Origin of the sequence: Geminocystis sp. NIES-3708, from assembly GCF_001548095.1 — a bacterium.
Lineage (GTDB): Bacteria > Cyanobacteriota > Cyanobacteriia > Cyanobacteriales > Cyanobacteriaceae > Geminocystis.
Genome location: NZ_AP014815.1, coordinates 3,529,166 through 3,547,456 on the forward strand (window position 1 = coordinate 3,529,166; position 18,291 = coordinate 3,547,456).

The window sequence follows — 18,291 nt, forward strand, 5'->3', positions numbered from 1 at the left end:
TTGTTAAATATCAATCCACATAGGGCTATATTCAATTTCTGAATCGTTAATAAATGTAGTTTCTGAAAGTAGTTGATCTTTTAAATTATTATTAGATATTTTCTCTTGATCTTTTACAAATTCATAGGAAGTATAATCGCTAATAATCGTTTGTATATTTAATGTGTTGACAGTTTTATCGTCATCTAAAATTAAAGTTTTTTGTTTTTTATGAGTAAGATTCTCAAGAAAGAAATCTACTGTTTGTTGATGTAAAAAACCTTTCATTACTGCTAATTGACAAAACTTTATTCCCAATTGTTTTTGTTGTTTTACAATAGTATTTATTTGATCTTCTGTTAATAATCCTGCTTGTTTAAAATATTGTCCAATGGGATATTGTTTTTCAGTACGAATTATTTTTGGCTCAAAAAAAAGTTGCACTAAAAAATCAACAGTTTCTTGTTTTAACCAACCTCTTAAAGCTAAAATTTCTCCGATTTTTAACGTTAAAAATTGATTTTGATCTGCTAAGGCTAATTTTAATTGTGCAGAAGAAATTAAACCTGCTTCTTCTAAAATTTCTCCTGTCATTTTTTTCTGAAAGCTATTCAATGGCGATGAAAGATTTTGGGACATAGGATTATTTATGAAATTATACAAAATAGATGCTCGAAAAATGAAACATTATTAGCGTTTATTATATTTGAATTCAGAAGTTTTTATCAAAATTGATCAATAAATTTGAACAAATGTCTTTGTCAAAAAGTCAACAAAGGAGAAAGTAGATTCATCTTTGAATTAAGATATTTATTGACTTTGAATTATAAAAAATGATGTTTAAATTTATTAGTAAAGATTTTTGGCAAAAATTAATTTCTATCCCTTTAGCAATGGCAGTTACTAGCCCCGCCGTCGCCGCAACCCCAAACAATCCAGTACAAATAGAAGAATGTGAGATTTTAGTGGTAGGTGCTGGATTAGCAGGAGCGGCAACTGCTTATGAAGCCTTATTAATGGGAAAAACAGTGTGTTTAACTGATATTACTGATTGGGTAGGAGGACAAATTTCTTCTCAGGGAACATCAGCATTAGATGAACGTAGTACACAGAGAAAAGAATTATTTTTTCCTCGTGGTTATTTAGAATTGAGAAATAATATTGAAAAATTTTATGGGAAATTAAATCCGGGACAATGTTGGGTAAGTGATTCTTGTTTTTTACCTAAAGATGCCGATAAAATCCTCGAAAATCAGTTAAAAGATGCCGCAAAAAGAGGAAAAGGTAAATTAAAATGGTTTCCAAACACAGTGATCAAAGATTTAAAAATGGGAACTGTTGCTAATGGTGGCGCAGGAAAACAAATTATGGAGGCGATCGCCATTCAACATGAAGCTCAACCAAATACACCTCCTTTAAATACCGAACCGTTATCCCAAATAATAGAAGATGCTTATACTTATAAAGATTCTGCCAGACTTAAAAAAAAGGTGATAAAATTTACACCACCGAAAAACCCAAAAACAAAAGGAAAAACTAATTGGATAGTAGTAGAAGCCACAGAAACAGGTGAATTAATCGGTTTAACAGATGTACCTTATCGCTTAGGTATCGATCCTCGTTCAGAATTAGAACCATCATCATCAAGTGCTACACAAGATCCTTATTGCACTCAAGGTTTTACTTATACTTTTGCGATGCAACAAACCGCTGAACCACAGCCACAACCGGAACCAAGTTTCTATAAACAGTATGAAGCATCTTATAGTTATGAATTAGAAAGATTAGCAGATTTTGATCTAGTTTATACTTATAGACGTATTTGGAAAGCCGAAGATAGCGAAACTACAACATTTAAAGGCATTAGCTTTACTAAACCCACCACAGGAGATATTTCTATGCAAAACTGGACATGGGGTAACGATTATCGTCCGGGTACATCTAAAGATAATTTAATTTATACGAGAGAACAACTACAAAAAACTGGGCAATTAACCCCAGGTGGCTGGATGGGAGGCTTACGTACAGAAACTCTGTTTAAAGGAGAACAAAATGCCTTGGGCTTCTATCATTGGTTAGTAGCAGGTACAACGGATTCCCAATTGGGAAATGGAGTGAAAAAACCCAATCCTAATCAAAAATTATTAAAAGGTTTAGACTCTCCCATGGGTACAATGCACGGATTATCTAAATATCCTTATATGAGAGAAGGACGTAGAATTATTGGACGACCAAATTATGCTCATCCGAATGGTTTTATGGTTAATGAAATTGACATTTCTCGTCGTAATTATCGAGATGAATATTATAAAAAAACACTTACACCTGATCAATATCGCCGTTTACAAGCCTTATTATCGGGTTTAGAAGGATTTTCTGTGTTAAGTGGTGAAATTGCTCCTGATGAAGTCAAAAATCGTACTAGGTCAACGATTTACCCTGATTCTGTAGGTATTGGACATTATGCGATTGATTTTCACCCCTGTATGACCCAAAGTCCCCATGAGAAACCGGGTAATACTGAAAGAAAAGGAGAAAGACGTGGACAAGGACAGGCTTATCCGTTTCAAATTCCCTTATCCGCTATGATTCCTCAAAAAATTGATAATATGCTAGTAGCTGGAAAAAGTATTGCAACCAGTCATATAGCCGCCGCCGCTTATCGAGTACATTCTTTTGAATGGTCATCAGGAGCTGCAGTGGGTACGACAGCTTCTTTAGCTTTACAAAAAGGAATTCTACCCTATGAATTTACTGAAGGATTTGCCTTTAAAAATAAAAATTTACAGGAGTTAAAGGTAATTTTAGATAAAAATAATAATCCCACCAAATTTCCCAATACATCCATTTTTAACGATAATTGGGACGATTGGAGATAACAATTAATAATTAATAATTAACAATTAACAATTAACTCCTAGTTTTTCTGTGTTTTTTACTTAGATTCGCCTGAGAGTTTTAATAATAGAAAACCCCATGCTAAACCAACTAAAACAACGGTAAAGCAAAGAATTGCACCGTTAAATAACATACTTTCAGCAGTCATCATAATTATTATCCTGATTATTTATATTTTTTTATTACTTTATCAGATTTTAGTCTATTACTTATTCCCTATTGCCTAACTATAATTCAGCAGTACGACCTTTTTGAGGAAAAATACCAGAAGGTTTAATTTGTAAAAAGGCAATAATTATCACAAATACTAATACTTTTGCCATACTGGTAGTAGCAAAGAAATTAATTATCTCGATTATTGGAGTTAAAGAATCTTGAGACATTAAAACTAAACTTAAACTACCAGACCCAACAATATAAGTTACAATACCAATGGCTAAAGCAGCAATAATTGATCCGAGCAAGTTACCAACTCCTCCCACAACTACCACCATAAAAGTATCAACAATATAGTTTTGTCCTGTATTTGGACTTACTGAACCAATTAAGCTAATGGCGACACCAGCAATTCCGGCTAATCCAGAGCCGAGGGCAAATGTGAGAGCGTCAACAGTGGCGGTGGGAATTCCTAAACAAGAACTCATGGTACGGTTTTGAGTTACAGCTCTAATTTTTAATCCCCAATCGGAAGCATTTAAAAACCAATATACCGCTAGAATACAAAGGATGGTTAACACAATAATGAAAACCCTAGTCATTGGAAATTGAAAACCTCCCAATGGAATTCCTCCTCTTAACCAAGATGGTGCAGTGACATCAACACTTCTGGCACTAAACCATGGTTTTGTTAAGGCTTGATTTCCCGAATTATTAATTAAAATTCCGGCAATAATGGCAATAGCACTAGATAAAGGTAAAGTAATGGAAAGAAATTTAGTACGAATTTGTTGCCAGTTTTGTTGACGGGATAAAAACCACATTGCACCAAAAAACATTACGGAAAATATGATTAAACCAATCGTCATCGACCAATTTACACTTCTCACCAATTGACGGAGAATTAGACTAACTCCCCATGTAGCTAAAAGAGTTTCTAGTGGTCGTCCATAAAGAAAACGAATTACTCCCCGTTCCAATATTATTCCAGCGATGGCGGCAACAATAAAAGCGGCAGGAATAGCCACAAAAATATAAAAGTTAAACCAAGGTTCTCCTAAAGGCTTAAATAGATTTTGAACAACAAAAGTAGTATAAGCACCTAACATCATTAATTCACCGTGGGCTAAATTAATAACCCCCATCAATCCGAAGACGATGGCTAATCCTAAAGCCGCAATTAATAAGACAGAGCCAATACTAATACCATTTAAAAACGCTTCTATCAGAGGTAACATTTTTTCATTTTAATTAATCTTCTGATGGATTATTACTTTTAATCAAGGTTTTGGTTGGTATCATCGATGACAATTAAGCTAAACTTCGACGGAAGAAAAATGATTATGATGAGACAAGTGGACACGGGAAAATTTTTTCAATACCCTTTTTTTGTTATACCCAGAGCTTAATTATTATTTTTTCTCTTTTTTTAAACCGATAGGATAAGAAGGAGGTATGCCTTTTAGGCGAATTATAGAGTTCATAACTTCTTTGACGATGGGTGCTGCTACCGTCGAACCGAAGGTATTTCCTCCTTTTGGTTCATCAACTACTGCAAGAATTACGTATTGGGGATCATCTGTGGGTAATATGGAAATAAAACTGGTAATTTTGGCATTAGCTTGGTATCTACCTCTACCATCGTGTTTTTGGGCAGTGCCTGTTTTTCCACCAATGTGATAACCATCAATTTGAGCGGCTTTTCCTGTGCCATTATCTACTACTGACTGCATCATTCTTACTACACTATTAGCGGAACTTTCTTTAAACAGTTGTTTTATTTCCCGTTTTGGTATAGATTCTAATTCTCCATTTTGATTTATTAAACCTTCTACTACATGAGGTGTTACTAATTTTCCGCCGTTGGCTAGGGCTGCGTGTAATTGTACTAATTTAAGAGGGGTTAAAGATAATCCTTGTCCAAAAGCTGTCACGGCTGGTTCTATTTTTGTAGAAGTAAAGACTTCTTTCGGTTTTACATATCCTGTTGCTTCAAAAGGTAAATCTAAACCCATTAGTCTATCCATACCAAATTCTTGTAATCTTTCGTAATATCTTGAGCCACTAATTTTTTGGATTATATGAATCATGCCAGTATTGCTAGATACTTCTAGGATTTTAGTAACACTTACCCAACCTTGTCCACTTTTCGAAGCATTAGCAATGGGCCAACCATCAATGACAACACTAGGTGAATCTAATACACTCGAATTAGAATTAATGACCCCTTCATCTAAGCCAATAGCGACATTCAGAGGTTTAAAAGTCGAGCCTGGCTCGTAGCTATCGGTAACAGTCCAATTTTTATATAAAGCAAAATCGTACAAAGAATATTGATTAGGATTATAAGTAGGTTCAGAAGCTAAGGCAACGATCGCCCCTGTATGAACATCCATAACGATTACAGCTCCTCTTTTAGCGTTAAATTTCTTAACTTGATTTTTCAACGCATCTCTAGCGGCTCGTTGTAATCTTAAATCTAAGGTTAATTTCAACTGAAGATCGTCTAATTCAATAATCCCATCAGGTAAAGATGCGGGGATAATTGCTCCTTGTCCATCTCTTTTAACCGTTAACATGGATTTCATTGCTACGCTGGAGACATCTCTTTCAATGAGTTTTTGTTGACTATATTCGATTCCTGCTTGTCCTAAATGTTCTGTATCGACATAACCAATAATATCAGCAAATAATTCTCCTTGAGGATAAAAACGAGCATAACGACGATGAAGATCGATTCCTTCTAATCCTAATTCTTTGATTTTATTACCTTGATCTTCACTTACGGTTTTATCTAATAAAACTCCTGATTTTTTGCTGTTTAATAGTTTTAAAATTTCATTTTTATCTCGATCAACTAAAATATTGGCTAATTTCTCCGCTACAATGCTATTTTCTTCTGATAACATAATGGGATGAACATAGACTGTATAGACAACCTTATCCAGTGCAACGATGTTTCCTCTACCATCAACTACAGAGCGGCGAGGAATATAAGGACGAAAATTATAGGTTTGTTGTTGTTTCGCTTTTTCACTTAACTCATCCCCTTGTTTTATTTGTAATTGGTAAAGTCTAAATGCTAACCCTGTTGAACCTAAAACTAATACAAACCAAATAATCCCCAATCGAATCACAGAATCAAGATTAATAGATTTAATAGTTGATTTGTGATTTTTTTGGGAATTTTTGGGCACATTAAACCAACTTTTTACAGAAGTCGATTTTTTGATTAATTTATGTGAGTTAGGCTTAAAGACGTTCATCTTTGATTAATATGCTATGGGGGAAATTTTTTCAATCTGTTTGGGTATCGGAGAATTAGATGGTTCTAATTCTATCGGTTTTGGGGTACTATCAGGTAAGAAAATTGGTGGTTGAGTTGGATCTGGATTTACTAAACCCGAACCAGATTTCTTAGCGGATTCAGCTAACTGATTTTTGATAATTTCATCAGTGAAACTAAATTGCCTTTCTTGTTTTTGTAAACTTTGTAATTCTTGGTATTTCTGAGTCCATAATTTTGGTGCATAAACTGTCATACCATAAATAATAAAAGCAATTCCTACCGAGCCATAGCATACCAGAGAAGATCCATGACCAAACAAAATTAAACTTTTAAGCCATAAAGGTCTATTTTTATGACTAACTTGAGAAATTGTATTGTTAGGTGAACCAATTCTTCCCCCAGAAGGATGATTATTTCTGAGATTTTTTCTAGTGCTAGTAACATCTTTTTGAGTTAAAGATTTCGTTTTTGTTACTTGAGAATTATTTTGTCGGCGAGATAAGGTATCTTGGACTAACATACATATTATTTAAAATTAGAATTAAGACTAACTAATATTAGCAAATATAACAAAAAGAGGTATTTTTTTCTGATCAAGAATAAGATAACAATTGTGCGAGATTGATTTAATTTTTGTAAACATGTAAATCCTTAGATAGGAAATAGAAAGAAAAATTGATTTTAACTATATTCGTGTTGATTTTTTTTACTTTGTTTATGACGTTTTTGTGTTCAGGTGAGATCTGACTATAATAGAATAACCAATTCAATAAAACTATTATGGAAGGAAATCAACAAGTCAAGCTCCAATTAAATCAAGTTTTGGAGTTAAAATTAACGGCTATTAACCAATTTTTTCTCCACGCTAGAATGTGTAAAAGTTGGGGTTTAAATAAATTAAACGACTATGAGTATCGCTACTCGATTAAGTTAATGAAACAAGCTGACAAAATTATTGAAAGAGTTTTTTTTCTGGAGGGTTTACCCAACCTACAAAGTTTAGGTAAATTACTCATTGGTGAAAATGTACCTGAAATAATTGCTAATGATTTAACTATTGCGATGGGAATTGCTGATAGCTTACGCACTTCTATTAATCTCTGTGAATCTTTACAAGACTACGTCAGTCGAGATTTATTAACGGAATTATTAGAAGAAACTGAAGAAGAAATTGATTGGTTAGAATCTCAACAATGGTTAATCAGTAATTCTGGTGTCGAAAATTATTTACAGTCTATGATCTAAATTATATATTTGGGAGTATTTTAATGAAAGGTAATAAAAAAGTTATTAAGCAGTTGCAAAAACTACTACGTAGTGAGTTATCGGCTAGAGATCAATATTTTACTCATTCTCGTATGTATGATGATTGGGGTTTAACGAAACTCTATGATCGCATTAACCATGAAATGCAAGATGAAACTCATCATGCAGATATGTTGATTAAGCGTTTATTATTTTTAGAAACAACCCCTGATTTATCTGATCAAGAAGCCTTAAAAATCGGTTCTAATGTACTAGAAATGCTCCAAAACGATCTTGATTTAGAATATAAAGTTATTGCTGATTTAAAAGAGGCGATCGCCATTTCTGAACAAGAACAAGATTACCAAACTAGAGAATTATTGAGAGTAATGTTAGGAGACACAGAAGAGGATCATGCTTACTGGTTAGAAAAACAGTTAGGATTGATTGACAAAATTGGTTTACCTAATTATTTACAATCACAAATGTAAAAAAAATTATGAAGATTAAGGAAAAAGTACCATGAAAAAAATTGATAATCAATAAATTTTTTAGTAATACTATTACTGATTCTCAGTTTCACAATTTCACTATTACTATTATCCTTAGATCTTGCATCAACACAAAAATAATAATCGATAAAGTAAAACAAATCAATTGAAAATAAGTTTAAATAAATCATTGCGACTATTTTCTTTATGCTGTCTTCTTCTTTTATTAGGGTATTTTATTGTTAGTGCAAGATCTAAATTATCTATCATTATTATTTCTTTTTAGGATCAACTATTTCTAATTCTGATAATTTAAAAGTAATAAGTTTATCCCAATTGCCACCTTCAAATAAAACTGCCGCTTTACCATCAGTGACTCTTTGTACTAAACCTTCAAAACGGTAATAAATGTCATTAACATTGGTAACGGTAACAATAGTGCCGGGTAAAATTATCATAATTATCTTATAGATGAATACATAAAATTTTGTTCTTTTGATCAATTTTAATCCATAGAAGTATCTTGAGAAAGAAACTGATACTTTATAATTGATTATGCTGTGACAAATAATTAATATTTTAAATTTACCATTTAATGAATATCAACACTTTTTTAGATAAAACGGCGGGTGAATGGTTTTCTCAACGCACTACTTATAATATTTCTCAGGATGAAGTTGACAACAGCAAAGCCAATGTAACTATTAATCTTTTATCCTCTGGGGAGTCACAAGTTACTCAATTATGTAATCAGTACAATTTTAATTTAGATTTGAGTCTAGGGGGGATATTTTCTAGTTGGGATAATTCCCCTGATTGGGGGAAACCCAAACAACAGGGCGAAAATTTAATGTTAGTTTTTAGAGATGAAAATGATGATAACACAGGAACAATTTTCAGATTTTTAAAAGATAATCAAGGTTTAATCGGTAAATATGTTTTAGCGGAAGATGAATCTTTAACTCTAATTCTTGAGAAAAATAATCAATATATTGCAGAAAGAATTTGGTTTGCTAATGATAATTTACGTTTGCGTAACACTGTTATTAAAGATAATGAACAAGTCATTCAAACTTCTTTTTATTCAGAAATTAGAAAAATAGTTAGCAAATAGTAATTACATAATTAACAATTAACAAATTAGTTGAATTATTATTTATAATTGACACTTAATTTAAAAATTAAATAGCATTAAATATAATGTTAAAAAAAATATTGTCTTGGTGTTTTATCAGTATTTTGATTTGGAGTATTTTTCCTAATTTAGCATTAGCGAAACAATCAATAGGTAATCAATCACAATCAATTCGACCTTATTTAGAACAAGTTAAAGCAAATATTACTGAATTTACTTTAGATAATAATATTAATTTTATTGTTTTAGAAAATAAAAAAGCTCCAGTTATTTCTTTTGTTACTTATGTTGATGTGGGAGGAGTAAATGAGCCTGTAAATAAAACAGGAGTTGCCCATTTTTTAGAACATTTAGCCTTTAAAGGCACTAAAGAAATTGGCACGACCAATTATCAAGAAGAAAAGATTATTTTAGATCGATTAGATCAAATTTTTGAAGAAATAAAGCAAGTTAAAAAAGAAGGTAATAATGAAAGGTTATCTAAATTACAAGCACAGTTTCAAGAATTAAATGCACAAGCTAGTAAATTTGTTAATCAAAATGAATTTGGACAAATTATTGAATTAGAAGGAGGTGTTGGCTTAAATGCTGCTACTTCTGCCGATGCAACTGTTTACTTTTATAATTTTCCAGCCAATAAATTAGAATTATGGATGTATTTAGAATCTGATCGATTTTTAAATCCTGTATTTAGAGAATTTTACACAGAAAAACAAGTCATTTTAGAGGAAAGAAAACTCCGCACCGATAACTCTCCTATTGGTAAAATGGTAGAGGCATTTTTAGATAGTGCTTTTACTCAACATCCCTATAAACGTCCTGTGATTGGTTATGAGACAGACATAAGTAATCTTACCCGTAACGATGTCCAAAATTTCTTTGATACTTATTATGGTGGAAGTAATATTACTATTGCTATTGTTGGTGATGTTAATCCTCAAGAAGTAAAAGCCATGGCACAGAAATATTTTGGTGCTTTTCCTACCATCACAAAACCAGCTAATCTTACTATAATTGAACCGAAGCAAAGCAAAACTAAAGAAGTAACAGTTGAATACCCTTCTCAGCCTATTTACCTTGAAGGTTATCATATTCCCGATTCAAATCACCCAGATTATATAGTTTATGATATGATAGGTTCAATTTTAAGTGATGGACGTACTTCTCGTCTCTATCAATCTTTGGTAGAAAATCAGCAAATTGCTTTAATGGCACAGGGTTTTACAGGCTTTCCGGGAGACAAATACCCTAATTTGATGTTATTTTATGCTATGTCTGCCCCTAATCGCAACCTTGAAGAGCTAGAAGTGGCTTTACATTCAGAAATTGAAAAACTAAAAACTCAACCTGTAAGTGAAGATGAATTAGAAAGAGTCAAAACTCAAGCTAAAGCAGGTTTATTAAGAGAAGTAAATTCCAATGCAGGAATGGCAAGATTATTAGCTGAATATCAAGGAAAAACCGGAGATTGGCGTAATTTATTTACTCGTTTGGATGCTATTTCGGCTGTCACTGCTGATGATATTCAACGAGTAGCAAAAGCAACTTTCACTTCTGAAAATAAAACTATTGCTAGACTTAAAACAATTAACAATAATTAAGAATTAAATAGGGGTGAATGATATTTACGCAATTGATTAAGAATTAAAAAAGGGATTAATTGAGATTGTTATCGAGATTTTAACTATTACCTATTGTCAAAGATAATTTTCAATAAAAATGATTAAATAATAGTTGTTATTTTTTTGTTAACAAGTGCTAAACAATGAAACATTCTTCAACTATTTTGAATAATAAAAATAAAGTTTTTTTCTCAATTTTTATTTCATCATCTTTATTTTTTCCGATGACAGTGTTAAAAGCTCAAGCTCAAGCTCAACATAATCATAACCATGAGCAAAATAATTATCAAGAAAAATCAGAAAATGTTCACCATCATCAAACTTTAGATATTTCTAATAAACCTTATATTCCCACTATCAAAATAAATGTTGTACCTGATAAAATGAAAGGGTGGAATTTAGAAATTAAAACAACTAATTTTACATTTAATCCTGAAACGTTAAATGAAGATAGTAACCCCAATAAAGGACACGCTCATCTTTATATTAATGAGGAAAAAGTTACTAGAATTTATAGTAACTGGTATCATATTTCTGAATTACCTAAAGGGGAAAATAAGATAAAAGTTACTCTTAATACTAACCTTCATGAAGACTTAATTTACCATGGAAATGTTATTGGAGATCAAGTAATTATAATGAATAATTAAACAAGTAATAAGTAATAAGTAACTTAAATCTATAAGACATAATATGAAAAAAGCGGTAATTTGTGGTTATTATGGACAAGGAAATGCGGGAGATGAGGCTTTATTAGTATGTGTTTTAGAAACATTACCTAATAATTTTAAGCCTATAGTTTTATCGGGAAATCCAAATAAAACCAGTGAAAATTATAATGTTATTAGTTATTCTCGGTTAAATATTATTAAAGAAATTTTAAAATTAGGAAAAAAAGACTTATTTATTTGGGGTGGTGGAAGTTTAATTCAAGATGTTACCAGTAAAAAAAGTGCTATTTTTTATTTAACTTTAATGATTTTAGCACAGTTCAAAGGTTTAAAAACGGTTGCTTATGCTCAAGGAATTGGACCGATAAAAACTCCATTTATTCGTTGGTTAACTAAACAAGTCTTAAGAAAATGCGATGGGGTTAGTGTAAGAGATAAAGCATCTGCTAAATTATTAAAAATTTGGGGAATTAAATACTTTTTAGCGGCAGATCCTGTGTGGGCATTATCTAGTAAAATTAAGCAAAATTTAGAGTTATTACCTAATCCAAGAATTGCCGTTAATTTAAGATCTCATAGTAGCTTAACCGAGGAAAAAATAGACATAATCAGTAAAGCCTTAATCCAGTTTAAAAAAGAAATAAAAGCAAATATTATATTAATACCATTTCAAAAATCAAAAGACTTAGAAATTTGTAAAAAAGTAGCCAAAAATTTAGATAATCATTGTCAAATTATTATGATAGAAAATCCTCAAGAATTAAAAGGATTATTTAAAGAAGTTGATATGATGATTGGAATGCGTTTACACAGTTTAATCATGGCAAAAAGTGAACAATGTAAATGTTTTGCATTATCTTATGATCCAAAAGTGGCGAGTTTAATGAAAGAAACTGATATAGAAGGTTATGAATTGACAGAATTACCGAGTGAAATTAATATACTTACAGAAAAATGGTTAACAATTTATAAAAAGGTAACAAATTTAGCAGATAATAAATTAATGTTTTTAGCTGAAAGTGCTTTACAACATCAGCATTTATTTGATTCAGTAATTTAGATTAAATATAATTCCCATATTAATTGATAATAATATGAAAACTTTTCCTGTACTTAATTTACCTGTTCATTTAAGTGATAATTACGAGGATTTACTAATCAATCGTATTGATAAGGCGGAATCTACTCATGTTGTCACAATGAATTCAGAAATGGCAATGATGGCACAAAAAAATCATGATTTAGGCAATGCTATCAGAAAAGCGGATTTAGTTGTACCTGATGGTTCTGGTATTATCTTTTATTTATGGCGTAGAGGACAAAAACAACAAAGAATCGCAGGAATAGAATTAGCATATTCTCTAGTAGAAAATTTAGGTAACAGAGGTGAAAAATATCCCATTTGTTTTTATGGTGGTGCACCGGGTGTTACCAAAAAAGCGGCTCAAATGTGGCAGGAAAAAATTCCTAATATAAATATTATCTATAATCACGGTTATCTTTCAGAAGTACAGTTAGAAACTTGGTGTGCAACGATTCAAGAAATTCAACCTAGATTAATTTTAGTCGGTTTAGGAGTGCCAAGACAAGAACTATGGATTATGAATCATCGTTATTTAGCTCCCAATGCAGTGTGGATTGGTGTTGGTGGTAGTTTTGATATTTGGGGAAATGTAAAAGAAAGAGCCCCAGAATTTTTCTGTAATAATCATTTAGAATGGCTATATCGATTATATCAAGAGCCTTTTCGCTGGAAAAGAATGTTAGCTTTACCGCAGTTTTTTTTCAAAGCAATATTTTATCCTTACTGAAAAATAAGATCTAAGTTGAACTAATTTAACTAATATTACAATCCATAGTTCTAGATATGAGAGTATAAATTCCTCTTTCTAATAATCCTGACATGGCGACGGAAGGTAAATGTCCTTGAGGTGCTTTTATGTTATAAATTAGTATATCTTGAAATAACCATGTTCCATTTATTCTCCATCCTAAACGATCGCCAACAACTTCCCAAACTTTTTTATCATATTCTCGTTTCCCACCTAAACTGAGATAGATGCGTTTTTGTACCGAAAAACCAAATTTACCATTGCTATATTTTGTCCATAATTGATCTATGGTTTGTAAGTCTCGACAAGGAAAAGTACGCATTAAATCCTTATTTATCCAACCAGAATCTTGTCTTTGTAATGCTTTTAACATCAATTGATGAGTTTCTTCGTCAGCTTTTTGCCATTGTTGATTTTTTAATAACTCCTCTAAATGATCATAATTGACTCCGACTTCTGAAAGACAAATAATTGAATCCGATTCAGAAATGGTTTCAGGAGAAGAGACTTGTGTCGGTACATTAGAATTAGTTAAATTCGGCTCAATAATTGAGATTTTTTGAGGAATAACCGTTGACTTTTGATCTTCAAATCGATGGGGAGAAAGAGGATCATAACGATAATCATTATCTGATATTACCTTCGGTATTTTTGTAACTTTTCTTACTTTTCTCGTCACAGGCACAGGAGGCACAGGCATTATTGGTAAGTTATTAACGGGAGTTTTTGGGGGAGAATTGACAGGAGGATTTTCTTCTTTTTTTTCTGAGACAGAAAGATTAATTTGACTATTTTCCGTTAACATATTTAACCATTGAGCTACGGATTGAGGACGGTTTTCTGATTCTAATTCCATACCCTTAAGAATAGCTAAATTAGTGCGATCGCTTATTTTAGAATTATGTTGCTGAGGAGGAATTAAACTAATGCCTTGACTACGAAATTGAGCGGGAAAAGGAATTTGTAAAGTTAAAATATAATATAAAGTAGCCGCAAGAGCATAAACATCAGTATAAGCTCCTCTTTTAGCATTTCTTAAATATTGTTCTAACGGTGCAAAACCTTCTGTACGAGAATTGGTATGAATTTGGGTTTTATCTTCAATAAAATCTCGTGCTAAACCAAAATCAATTAAAACTGCATCATTAGTCTGACGACGACGCATAATGTTAGCTGGTTTAACATCACGATGTAAAATTCCTTGCTTATGAATATAACTTAATGCACTACCTACTTGATAAATATAACGTATAGCTTCTACTTCTTCTAAACCACCTTTTTTTTTGACTAAAGATTCTAAATTACCACCATCAATATATTCCATTACCATGCACCACAATTCTTTCTCTTGGCAGACATCATCAACTTGAATTACATGAGGATGATTACATTTAGCTAAACGAAAAGCCTCTTGAATAAACCTTTCTTGGTGTTTAGAAAAATCTGGTTGTGCCTGAATAGTGGCATTTAAAGTTTTAATCGCCACAAGATTACCTGTTTGAACATCTTTAGCACCATAAGTAATACCTGCACCTCCAGCACCTAAAACTTTCTCAATCACATACTTTCCCTTCTGGATAATCCGTCCTGTTTTCCAATAACTCATAGTGACTACGAAATATTCCCATGATCCTCAGTAATTGTCTATCATTTTACTGGATTTCAGGGAATAACGGCTGTAAAGTTCTTCAAAAGCAGAACATTTTCATTTTCTTCTTATCGCTATGCTAAAAGCACATCAAAGCCGCACATTAACTCAGATTGTGCGATCGCTTTAATCAGATTGTAAAACATTTTTAGAAAGATGATAAAAAATTAAGTTGTCGAACAACTCAAATATAGGTTATCATTGATAAGGTAATCACGGGATGTAGCGCAGCTTGGTAGCGCGCCTGCTTTGGGAGCAGGATGTCGCAGGTTCAAATCCTGTCATCCCGATGAAGTTGTAAAGTGCTAAATAAGTCAGTAGAAAAGTCATAAAAATAGGAGTTTGATAGATACCCACATAATCAAAGAAAATACCAAATTTTGGCTGTTTTCATTTATTGAAAAACTCAAGGTTTTTGATAAAATTTTTCAAATCAAGTTTTTTTATTTTTGGTGAGAATACAAAAAACATCTTCATTGATAACTGTTTCTCTTAACCTCCGCAGGAATAATTAATGAATTACCCCCACCAATTCCTAATCTCAGGAAAAGAATTTTTTTTAATGCAACGCCCAGTGATGTATCACTGAATTAGGCGGCAAGAGGCAAATGTATTTGATAAGGTGATGATGACAAATCGTCTTGAATTAATTCCCTAAAATTATTGATAATAAAAGAACAACGATTAAAATATTCTTTTACCCATTGACGATACCATTTTAGTTGAAAATCATCAATATAATTGAATTTTGAACCTAGGTATATAACGTTACCATAATTATCGACTTGAAATTTATTTAACCAGTCGTTTTCTAGCTTAGAGGAATGTAGATATTTTACTACTAGATTTACCCCTAAATATTTTTGACTACATTTGCTAAGGTAGTTAATCGCTTTTAAGACATCTTCGATGGTGAAGTTATTCAATTCAACAGAAATCATACCCATTAATTGAGGGTTAAATTTGGTATCAAAAATCGTCTTATGATTATATTTTGCTTCTCTAAAGTAAGTTTTATAAATAATAGCAGAAGTTAAGCAAGTACCTAACATACTTGATTCTGATAGATATGCTTCTGTTAAATTAACTCCCGTAAGGAAAGCGTTTTGAAATTCTGTTCTCTTTAAATTACTGTAAGATAAATCAGAATTATTTAGTGAACTCTGGGTAAAATTTGCACCACTTAAATAAGCCTTTTGTAGATTAACATTATTAAGATATGCCTGACGAAAATTCGCTTTTCTACCATGAATACCTGAAAGGTTAGCTTTATTCAATTTACTGTAACTTAAATCACTATCATCAATAATCGCATTTGTTAAATTTGCACCTGTAAGATTTGCACCCTTTAAATTGCATTTACTGAGATTAGCATCGGTTAAATTGGCATTTTCTAAATTCGCAAAACTTAAGTCACTATTTTTTAAATTTGCTTGTGCCAAATTAATACCTTTTAAATTTGCTTTGGAGAAATTGTGCTGATGAAAATTTCTTTCTCCTAAGAGGTAACGTTGATTTATTTCTGTAAAAAAGTCACTCATAGACTTATACCTCAACCATTGAATGGTTATCGTTATTTTTAAGTATGAATATAAAGTAAGAATGTGGAGATTTTGTGGAGACTATTTTAATAGGTAATAATTCTTTATATTTTCTATGTCATAAGACTAATTTATTTTTGTTAATTGTTATTTAGATAACATTTTAAATATTTATGAATAAATGAGTAATTATACTTAATTTATTGGAATAGTAAAAAAAAAAGTTGAACCGTTGTTCAAAGATGATTCTACCCAAATTTTACCGCCATTATGATCTATTATTTTTTTACAGGTGGCTAAACCAATACCAATACCATCATATTTTTTGTCTGTTTCAATTCTCTCTAACATTTTAAATATTTTCTGATGATTTTCTGGCTTGATACCGATACCATTATCTTTGACACTAAATAGTAATTCTGTTTTTGATTTTTTGATTGAGATGGTTATTTCTGGCTGACAATTATCAGGAATATATTTGATTCCATTACTGATTAAATTTTGAAATATTTGTGTTAATTGAATAGGATTATAAGTAACATTTATAGGACTTCGACTTTCTTCAATATTTAATTTAATAATTGCTTCTGATTCTTCTATTTGTTGTGTTAATAAATCTAAAACATTATCAATTATTTCTATACAGTTAATGACTTCTTTTTCTTCTTTATTTTTTTCAATTTGTGCATAAGATAGTAAAGTATTGATTAATTGATTCATTGCATAACTAGAATTTAAAATCAAATTTAAGAGATATAATGATTGTTCTTTTAAATTTTCTTTTTCTAAATGTAAAACTAATTGGCTACTCCCTAAAATAGTTTGTAATGGTTGTTTTAAATCATGGGAAACAATATGTGCATAATTTTCTAATTCTCGATTAGATGCTGATAATTTTTGATTGAGAATTTTGATTTCTTTTAACTTTTGTTTTCTTTCAATAGCATATCGTATGGCTCTTTGTAAATTATCTAAATTAATCTCTCCTTTAATCAAATAATCTTGCGCACCTTCTCTTACAGATGAGATTGCCATATCTTCATCATCTAAACCTGTTAAAATTAGTATAGGAATATCATTACTATAAAAGTGAATAGTTTTTACTGTATCTAAATTATGACTATCAGGCAAAGATAAATCCAATAAAATAACATCAAAGAAATTACTTTTAAGGTGAAAAATGGCATCTCTACAGGTTAAAACATGAGTTAAATCTATTTTGAGAGAATGTAATTTTTGAAATTGTTTTTTGATAATAATAACATCAGCTAAATTATCTTCTACAAGGAGAATATGAAGGTGAGTTAAAGAAGAAACCATATGGTATAAACAACTCAAAGTATTAGTTTAAGGGATAACGGACAAATTTAAACCAAAAATTATCGATAGCTTCCATACATTGATAAAACTCTTTTAAATCTATCGGTTTAGTTAAATAAGAGTTCGCATAATAGTTATAACATTCTACAATATCTTTATTATTTTCCGAAGTACTTAAAATAATTACGGGAATAGCTTTAAATTTAAGATCTGATTTAATTTCTTTTAAAACTTCTAAACCATTTTTTTGAGGTAAATTCAAGTCTAATAATATCAAATCAGGACGAGGTTTTTGTTCATATTCTCCTTCTTGATGTAGAAAATTCATCGCTTCAATGCCATTGTTAACTACATAAAGATTTTTAGGAGTTGTAGTTTGCTTAAGAATTTTTTTCATTAAAACTACATCAGCTAAAGAATCTTCTGCCAATAAAATTTCTACTGGTTTTGAAAACATTTATTGT

Annotated in this window: 18 protein-coding genes and 1 tRNA gene; 9 read left to right on the top strand and 10 right to left on the bottom strand. The window is 31.1% G+C overall.

Features of this window, described 5'->3' with window-relative positions; translation table 11 throughout:
• Positions 1-3: 3 nt before the first annotated feature.
• Complete coding sequence (locus GM3708_RS15480) at positions 4-618, bottom strand: hypothetical protein (protein ID WP_144439330.1); 615 nt, start codon at positions 616-618, stop codon at positions 4-6.
• Positions 619-815: 197 nt separating this feature from the next.
• Between GM3708_RS15480 and GM3708_RS15485 the strand changes: the two genes are divergently transcribed.
• Positions 816-2,858, top strand: coding sequence for an FAD-dependent oxidoreductase (locus GM3708_RS15485; RefSeq protein WP_066348816.1), 2,043 nt, complete (start codon positions 816-818; stop codon positions 2,856-2,858).
• A gap of 56 nt (positions 2,859-2,914) precedes the next feature.
• Here the strand turns inward: GM3708_RS15485 and GM3708_RS15490 are convergent, their stop codons facing one another.
• From GM3708_RS15490 to GM3708_RS15505, 4 genes are all read right to left on the bottom strand, one after another.
• A complete protein-coding gene (locus GM3708_RS15490; protein WP_066348818.1) occupies positions 2,915-3,025 on the bottom strand; it encodes a PetM family cytochrome b6-f complex subunit 7 in 111 nt (36 codons plus the stop codon).
• A gap of 79 nt (positions 3,026-3,104) precedes the next feature.
• On the bottom strand, positions 3,105-4,271 hold the full coding sequence (locus GM3708_RS15495; protein ID WP_066348820.1) for an ABC transporter permease subunit: 1,167 nt from the start codon (positions 4,269-4,271) through the stop codon (positions 3,105-3,107).
• A gap of 174 nt (positions 4,272-4,445) precedes the next feature.
• Complete coding sequence (locus tag GM3708_RS15500) at positions 4,446-6,230, bottom strand: penicillin-binding protein 2 (RefSeq protein WP_231932971.1); 1,785 nt, start codon at positions 6,228-6,230, stop codon at positions 4,446-4,448.
• A gap of 75 nt (positions 6,231-6,305) precedes the next feature.
• Complete coding sequence (locus tag GM3708_RS15505) at positions 6,306-6,842, bottom strand: hypothetical protein (RefSeq protein WP_066348823.1); 537 nt, start codon at positions 6,840-6,842, stop codon at positions 6,306-6,308.
• A 260-nt stretch (positions 6,843-7,102) separates the two neighbouring features.
• On the opposite strand from GM3708_RS15505, the gene bfr (GM3708_RS15510) reads away from it, so the two are divergent.
• Together bfr (GM3708_RS15510) and bfr (GM3708_RS15515) are read left to right on the top strand one after the other, a co-directional pair.
• Positions 7,103-7,567 carry a bacterioferritin gene (gene bfr, locus GM3708_RS15510; RefSeq protein WP_066348824.1) on the top strand — a complete coding sequence of 155 codons (465 nt, stop codon included), beginning with the start codon at positions 7,103-7,105 and terminating at the stop codon, positions 7,565-7,567.
• A 23-nt stretch (positions 7,568-7,590) separates the two neighbouring features.
• Positions 7,591-8,058: a bacterioferritin gene (gene bfr, locus GM3708_RS15515; protein ID WP_066348825.1), complete on the top strand. Its 468-nt coding sequence runs from the start codon at positions 7,591-7,593 to the stop codon at positions 8,056-8,058.
• Positions 8,059-8,330: 272 nt separating this feature from the next.
• Here bfr (GM3708_RS15515) and GM3708_RS15520 read toward each other — a convergent pair whose 3' ends face one another.
• Positions 8,331-8,516, bottom strand: a complete 186-nt coding sequence (locus GM3708_RS15520; protein ID WP_066348829.1) for an NAD(P)H dehydrogenase subunit NdhS — start codon at positions 8,514-8,516, stop codon at positions 8,331-8,333.
• A gap of 137 nt (positions 8,517-8,653) precedes the next feature.
• Here GM3708_RS15520 and GM3708_RS15525 point away from each other — a divergent pair, with 137 nt between their 5' ends.
• From GM3708_RS15525 to GM3708_RS15545, 5 genes are all read left to right on the top strand, one after another.
• Positions 8,654-9,172 carry a phycobiliprotein lyase gene (locus tag GM3708_RS15525; protein WP_066348832.1) on the top strand — a complete coding sequence of 173 codons (519 nt, stop codon included), beginning with the start codon at positions 8,654-8,656 and terminating at the stop codon, positions 9,170-9,172.
• An 86-nt stretch (positions 9,173-9,258) separates the two neighbouring features.
• Positions 9,259-10,794: a pitrilysin family protein gene (locus GM3708_RS15530; protein WP_066348834.1), complete on the top strand. Its 1,536-nt coding sequence runs from the start codon at positions 9,259-9,261 to the stop codon at positions 10,792-10,794.
• 164 nt (positions 10,795-10,958) lie between these two features.
• Positions 10,959-11,465 (top strand): hypothetical protein, encoded by a 507-nt coding sequence (locus GM3708_RS15535; RefSeq protein ID WP_066348837.1) that lies wholly within the window; start codon positions 10,959-10,961, stop codon positions 11,463-11,465.
• 43 nt (positions 11,466-11,508) lie between these two features.
• Entirely contained in the window at positions 11,509-12,546 is a 1,038-nt protein-coding gene (csaB, locus tag GM3708_RS15540; protein ID WP_066348838.1) for a polysaccharide pyruvyl transferase CsaB, read from the top strand.
• Positions 12,547-12,580: 34 nt separating this feature from the next.
• Complete coding sequence (locus GM3708_RS15545) at positions 12,581-13,297, top strand: WecB/TagA/CpsF family glycosyltransferase (protein ID WP_066348839.1); 717 nt, start codon at positions 12,581-12,583, stop codon at positions 13,295-13,297.
• A 25-nt stretch (positions 13,298-13,322) separates the two neighbouring features.
• On the opposite strand, the gene GM3708_RS15550 is transcribed toward GM3708_RS15545, so the two are convergent.
• Positions 13,323-14,924 carry a serine/threonine-protein kinase gene (locus GM3708_RS15550; protein WP_066348841.1) on the bottom strand — a complete coding sequence of 534 codons (1,602 nt, stop codon included), beginning with the start codon at positions 14,922-14,924 and terminating at the stop codon, positions 13,323-13,325.
• A gap of 258 nt (positions 14,925-15,182) precedes the next feature.
• On the opposite strand from GM3708_RS15550, the gene GM3708_RS15555 reads away from it, so the two are divergent.
• Positions 15,183-15,256, top strand: a tRNA-Pro gene (locus GM3708_RS15555).
• Positions 15,257-15,556: 300 nt separating this feature from the next.
• On the opposite strand, the gene GM3708_RS15560 is transcribed toward GM3708_RS15555, so the two are convergent.
• The 3 genes from GM3708_RS15560 to GM3708_RS15570 form a co-directional block, all read right to left on the bottom strand.
• Positions 15,557-16,507: a pentapeptide repeat-containing protein gene (locus GM3708_RS15560; RefSeq protein ID WP_066348843.1), complete on the bottom strand. Its 951-nt coding sequence runs from the start codon at positions 16,505-16,507 to the stop codon at positions 15,557-15,559.
• 195 nt (positions 16,508-16,702) lie between these two features.
• Positions 16,703-17,827: an ATP-binding protein gene (locus tag GM3708_RS15565; RefSeq protein ID WP_066348845.1), complete on the bottom strand. Its 1,125-nt coding sequence runs from the start codon at positions 17,825-17,827 to the stop codon at positions 16,703-16,705.
• Positions 17,828-17,849: 22 nt separating this feature from the next.
• On the bottom strand, positions 17,850-18,284 hold the full coding sequence (locus GM3708_RS15570) for a response regulator (protein ID WP_066348847.1): 435 nt from the start codon (positions 18,282-18,284) through the stop codon (positions 17,850-17,852).
• Between the last annotated feature and the right edge of the window lie 7 nt (positions 18,285-18,291).

Coding starts and splice junctions, on each gene's coding strand:
- GM3708_RS15480 (WP_144439330.1), bottom strand. CDS start 618: ATGTCCCAAAATCTTTCATCGCCATTGAATAGCTTTCAGAAAAAAATG.
- GM3708_RS15485 (WP_066348816.1), top strand. CDS start 816: ATGTTTAAATTTATTAGTAAAGATTTTTGGCAAAAATTAATTTCTATC.
- GM3708_RS15490 (WP_066348818.1), bottom strand. CDS start 3,025: ATGACTGCTGAAAGTATGTTATTTAACGGTGCAATTCTTTGCTTTACC.
- GM3708_RS15495 (WP_066348820.1), bottom strand. CDS start 4,271: ATGTTACCTCTGATAGAAGCGTTTTTAAATGGTATTAGTATTGGCTCT.
- GM3708_RS15505 (WP_066348823.1), bottom strand. CDS start 6,842: ATGTTAGTCCAAGATACCTTATCTCGCCGACAAAATAATTCTCAAGTA.
- bfr (WP_066348824.1), top strand. CDS start 7,103: ATGGAAGGAAATCAACAAGTCAAGCTCCAATTAAATCAAGTTTTGGAG.
- bfr (WP_066348825.1), top strand. CDS start 7,591: ATGAAAGGTAATAAAAAAGTTATTAAGCAGTTGCAAAAACTACTACGT.
- GM3708_RS15520 (WP_066348829.1), bottom strand. CDS start 8,516: ATGATAATTTTACCCGGCACTATTGTTACCGTTACCAATGTTAATGAC.
- GM3708_RS15525 (WP_066348832.1), top strand. CDS start 8,654: ATGAATATCAACACTTTTTTAGATAAAACGGCGGGTGAATGGTTTTCT.
- GM3708_RS15530 (WP_066348834.1), top strand. CDS start 9,259: ATGTTAAAAAAAATATTGTCTTGGTGTTTTATCAGTATTTTGATTTGG.
- GM3708_RS15535 (WP_066348837.1), top strand. CDS start 10,959: ATGAAACATTCTTCAACTATTTTGAATAATAAAAATAAAGTTTTTTTC.
- csaB (WP_066348838.1), top strand. CDS start 11,509: ATGAAAAAAGCGGTAATTTGTGGTTATTATGGACAAGGAAATGCGGGA.
- GM3708_RS15545 (WP_066348839.1), top strand. CDS start 12,581: ATGAAAACTTTTCCTGTACTTAATTTACCTGTTCATTTAAGTGATAAT.
- GM3708_RS15550 (WP_066348841.1), bottom strand. CDS start 14,924: ATGAGTTATTGGAAAACAGGACGGATTATCCAGAAGGGAAAGTATGTG.
- GM3708_RS15560 (WP_066348843.1), bottom strand. CDS start 16,507: ATGAGTGACTTTTTTACAGAAATAAATCAACGTTACCTCTTAGGAGAA.
- GM3708_RS15565 (WP_066348845.1), bottom strand. CDS start 17,827: ATGGTTTCTTCTTTAACTCACCTTCATATTCTCCTTGTAGAAGATAAT.
- GM3708_RS15570 (WP_066348847.1), bottom strand. CDS start 18,284: ATGTTTTCAAAACCAGTAGAAATTTTATTGGCAGAAGATTCTTTAGCT.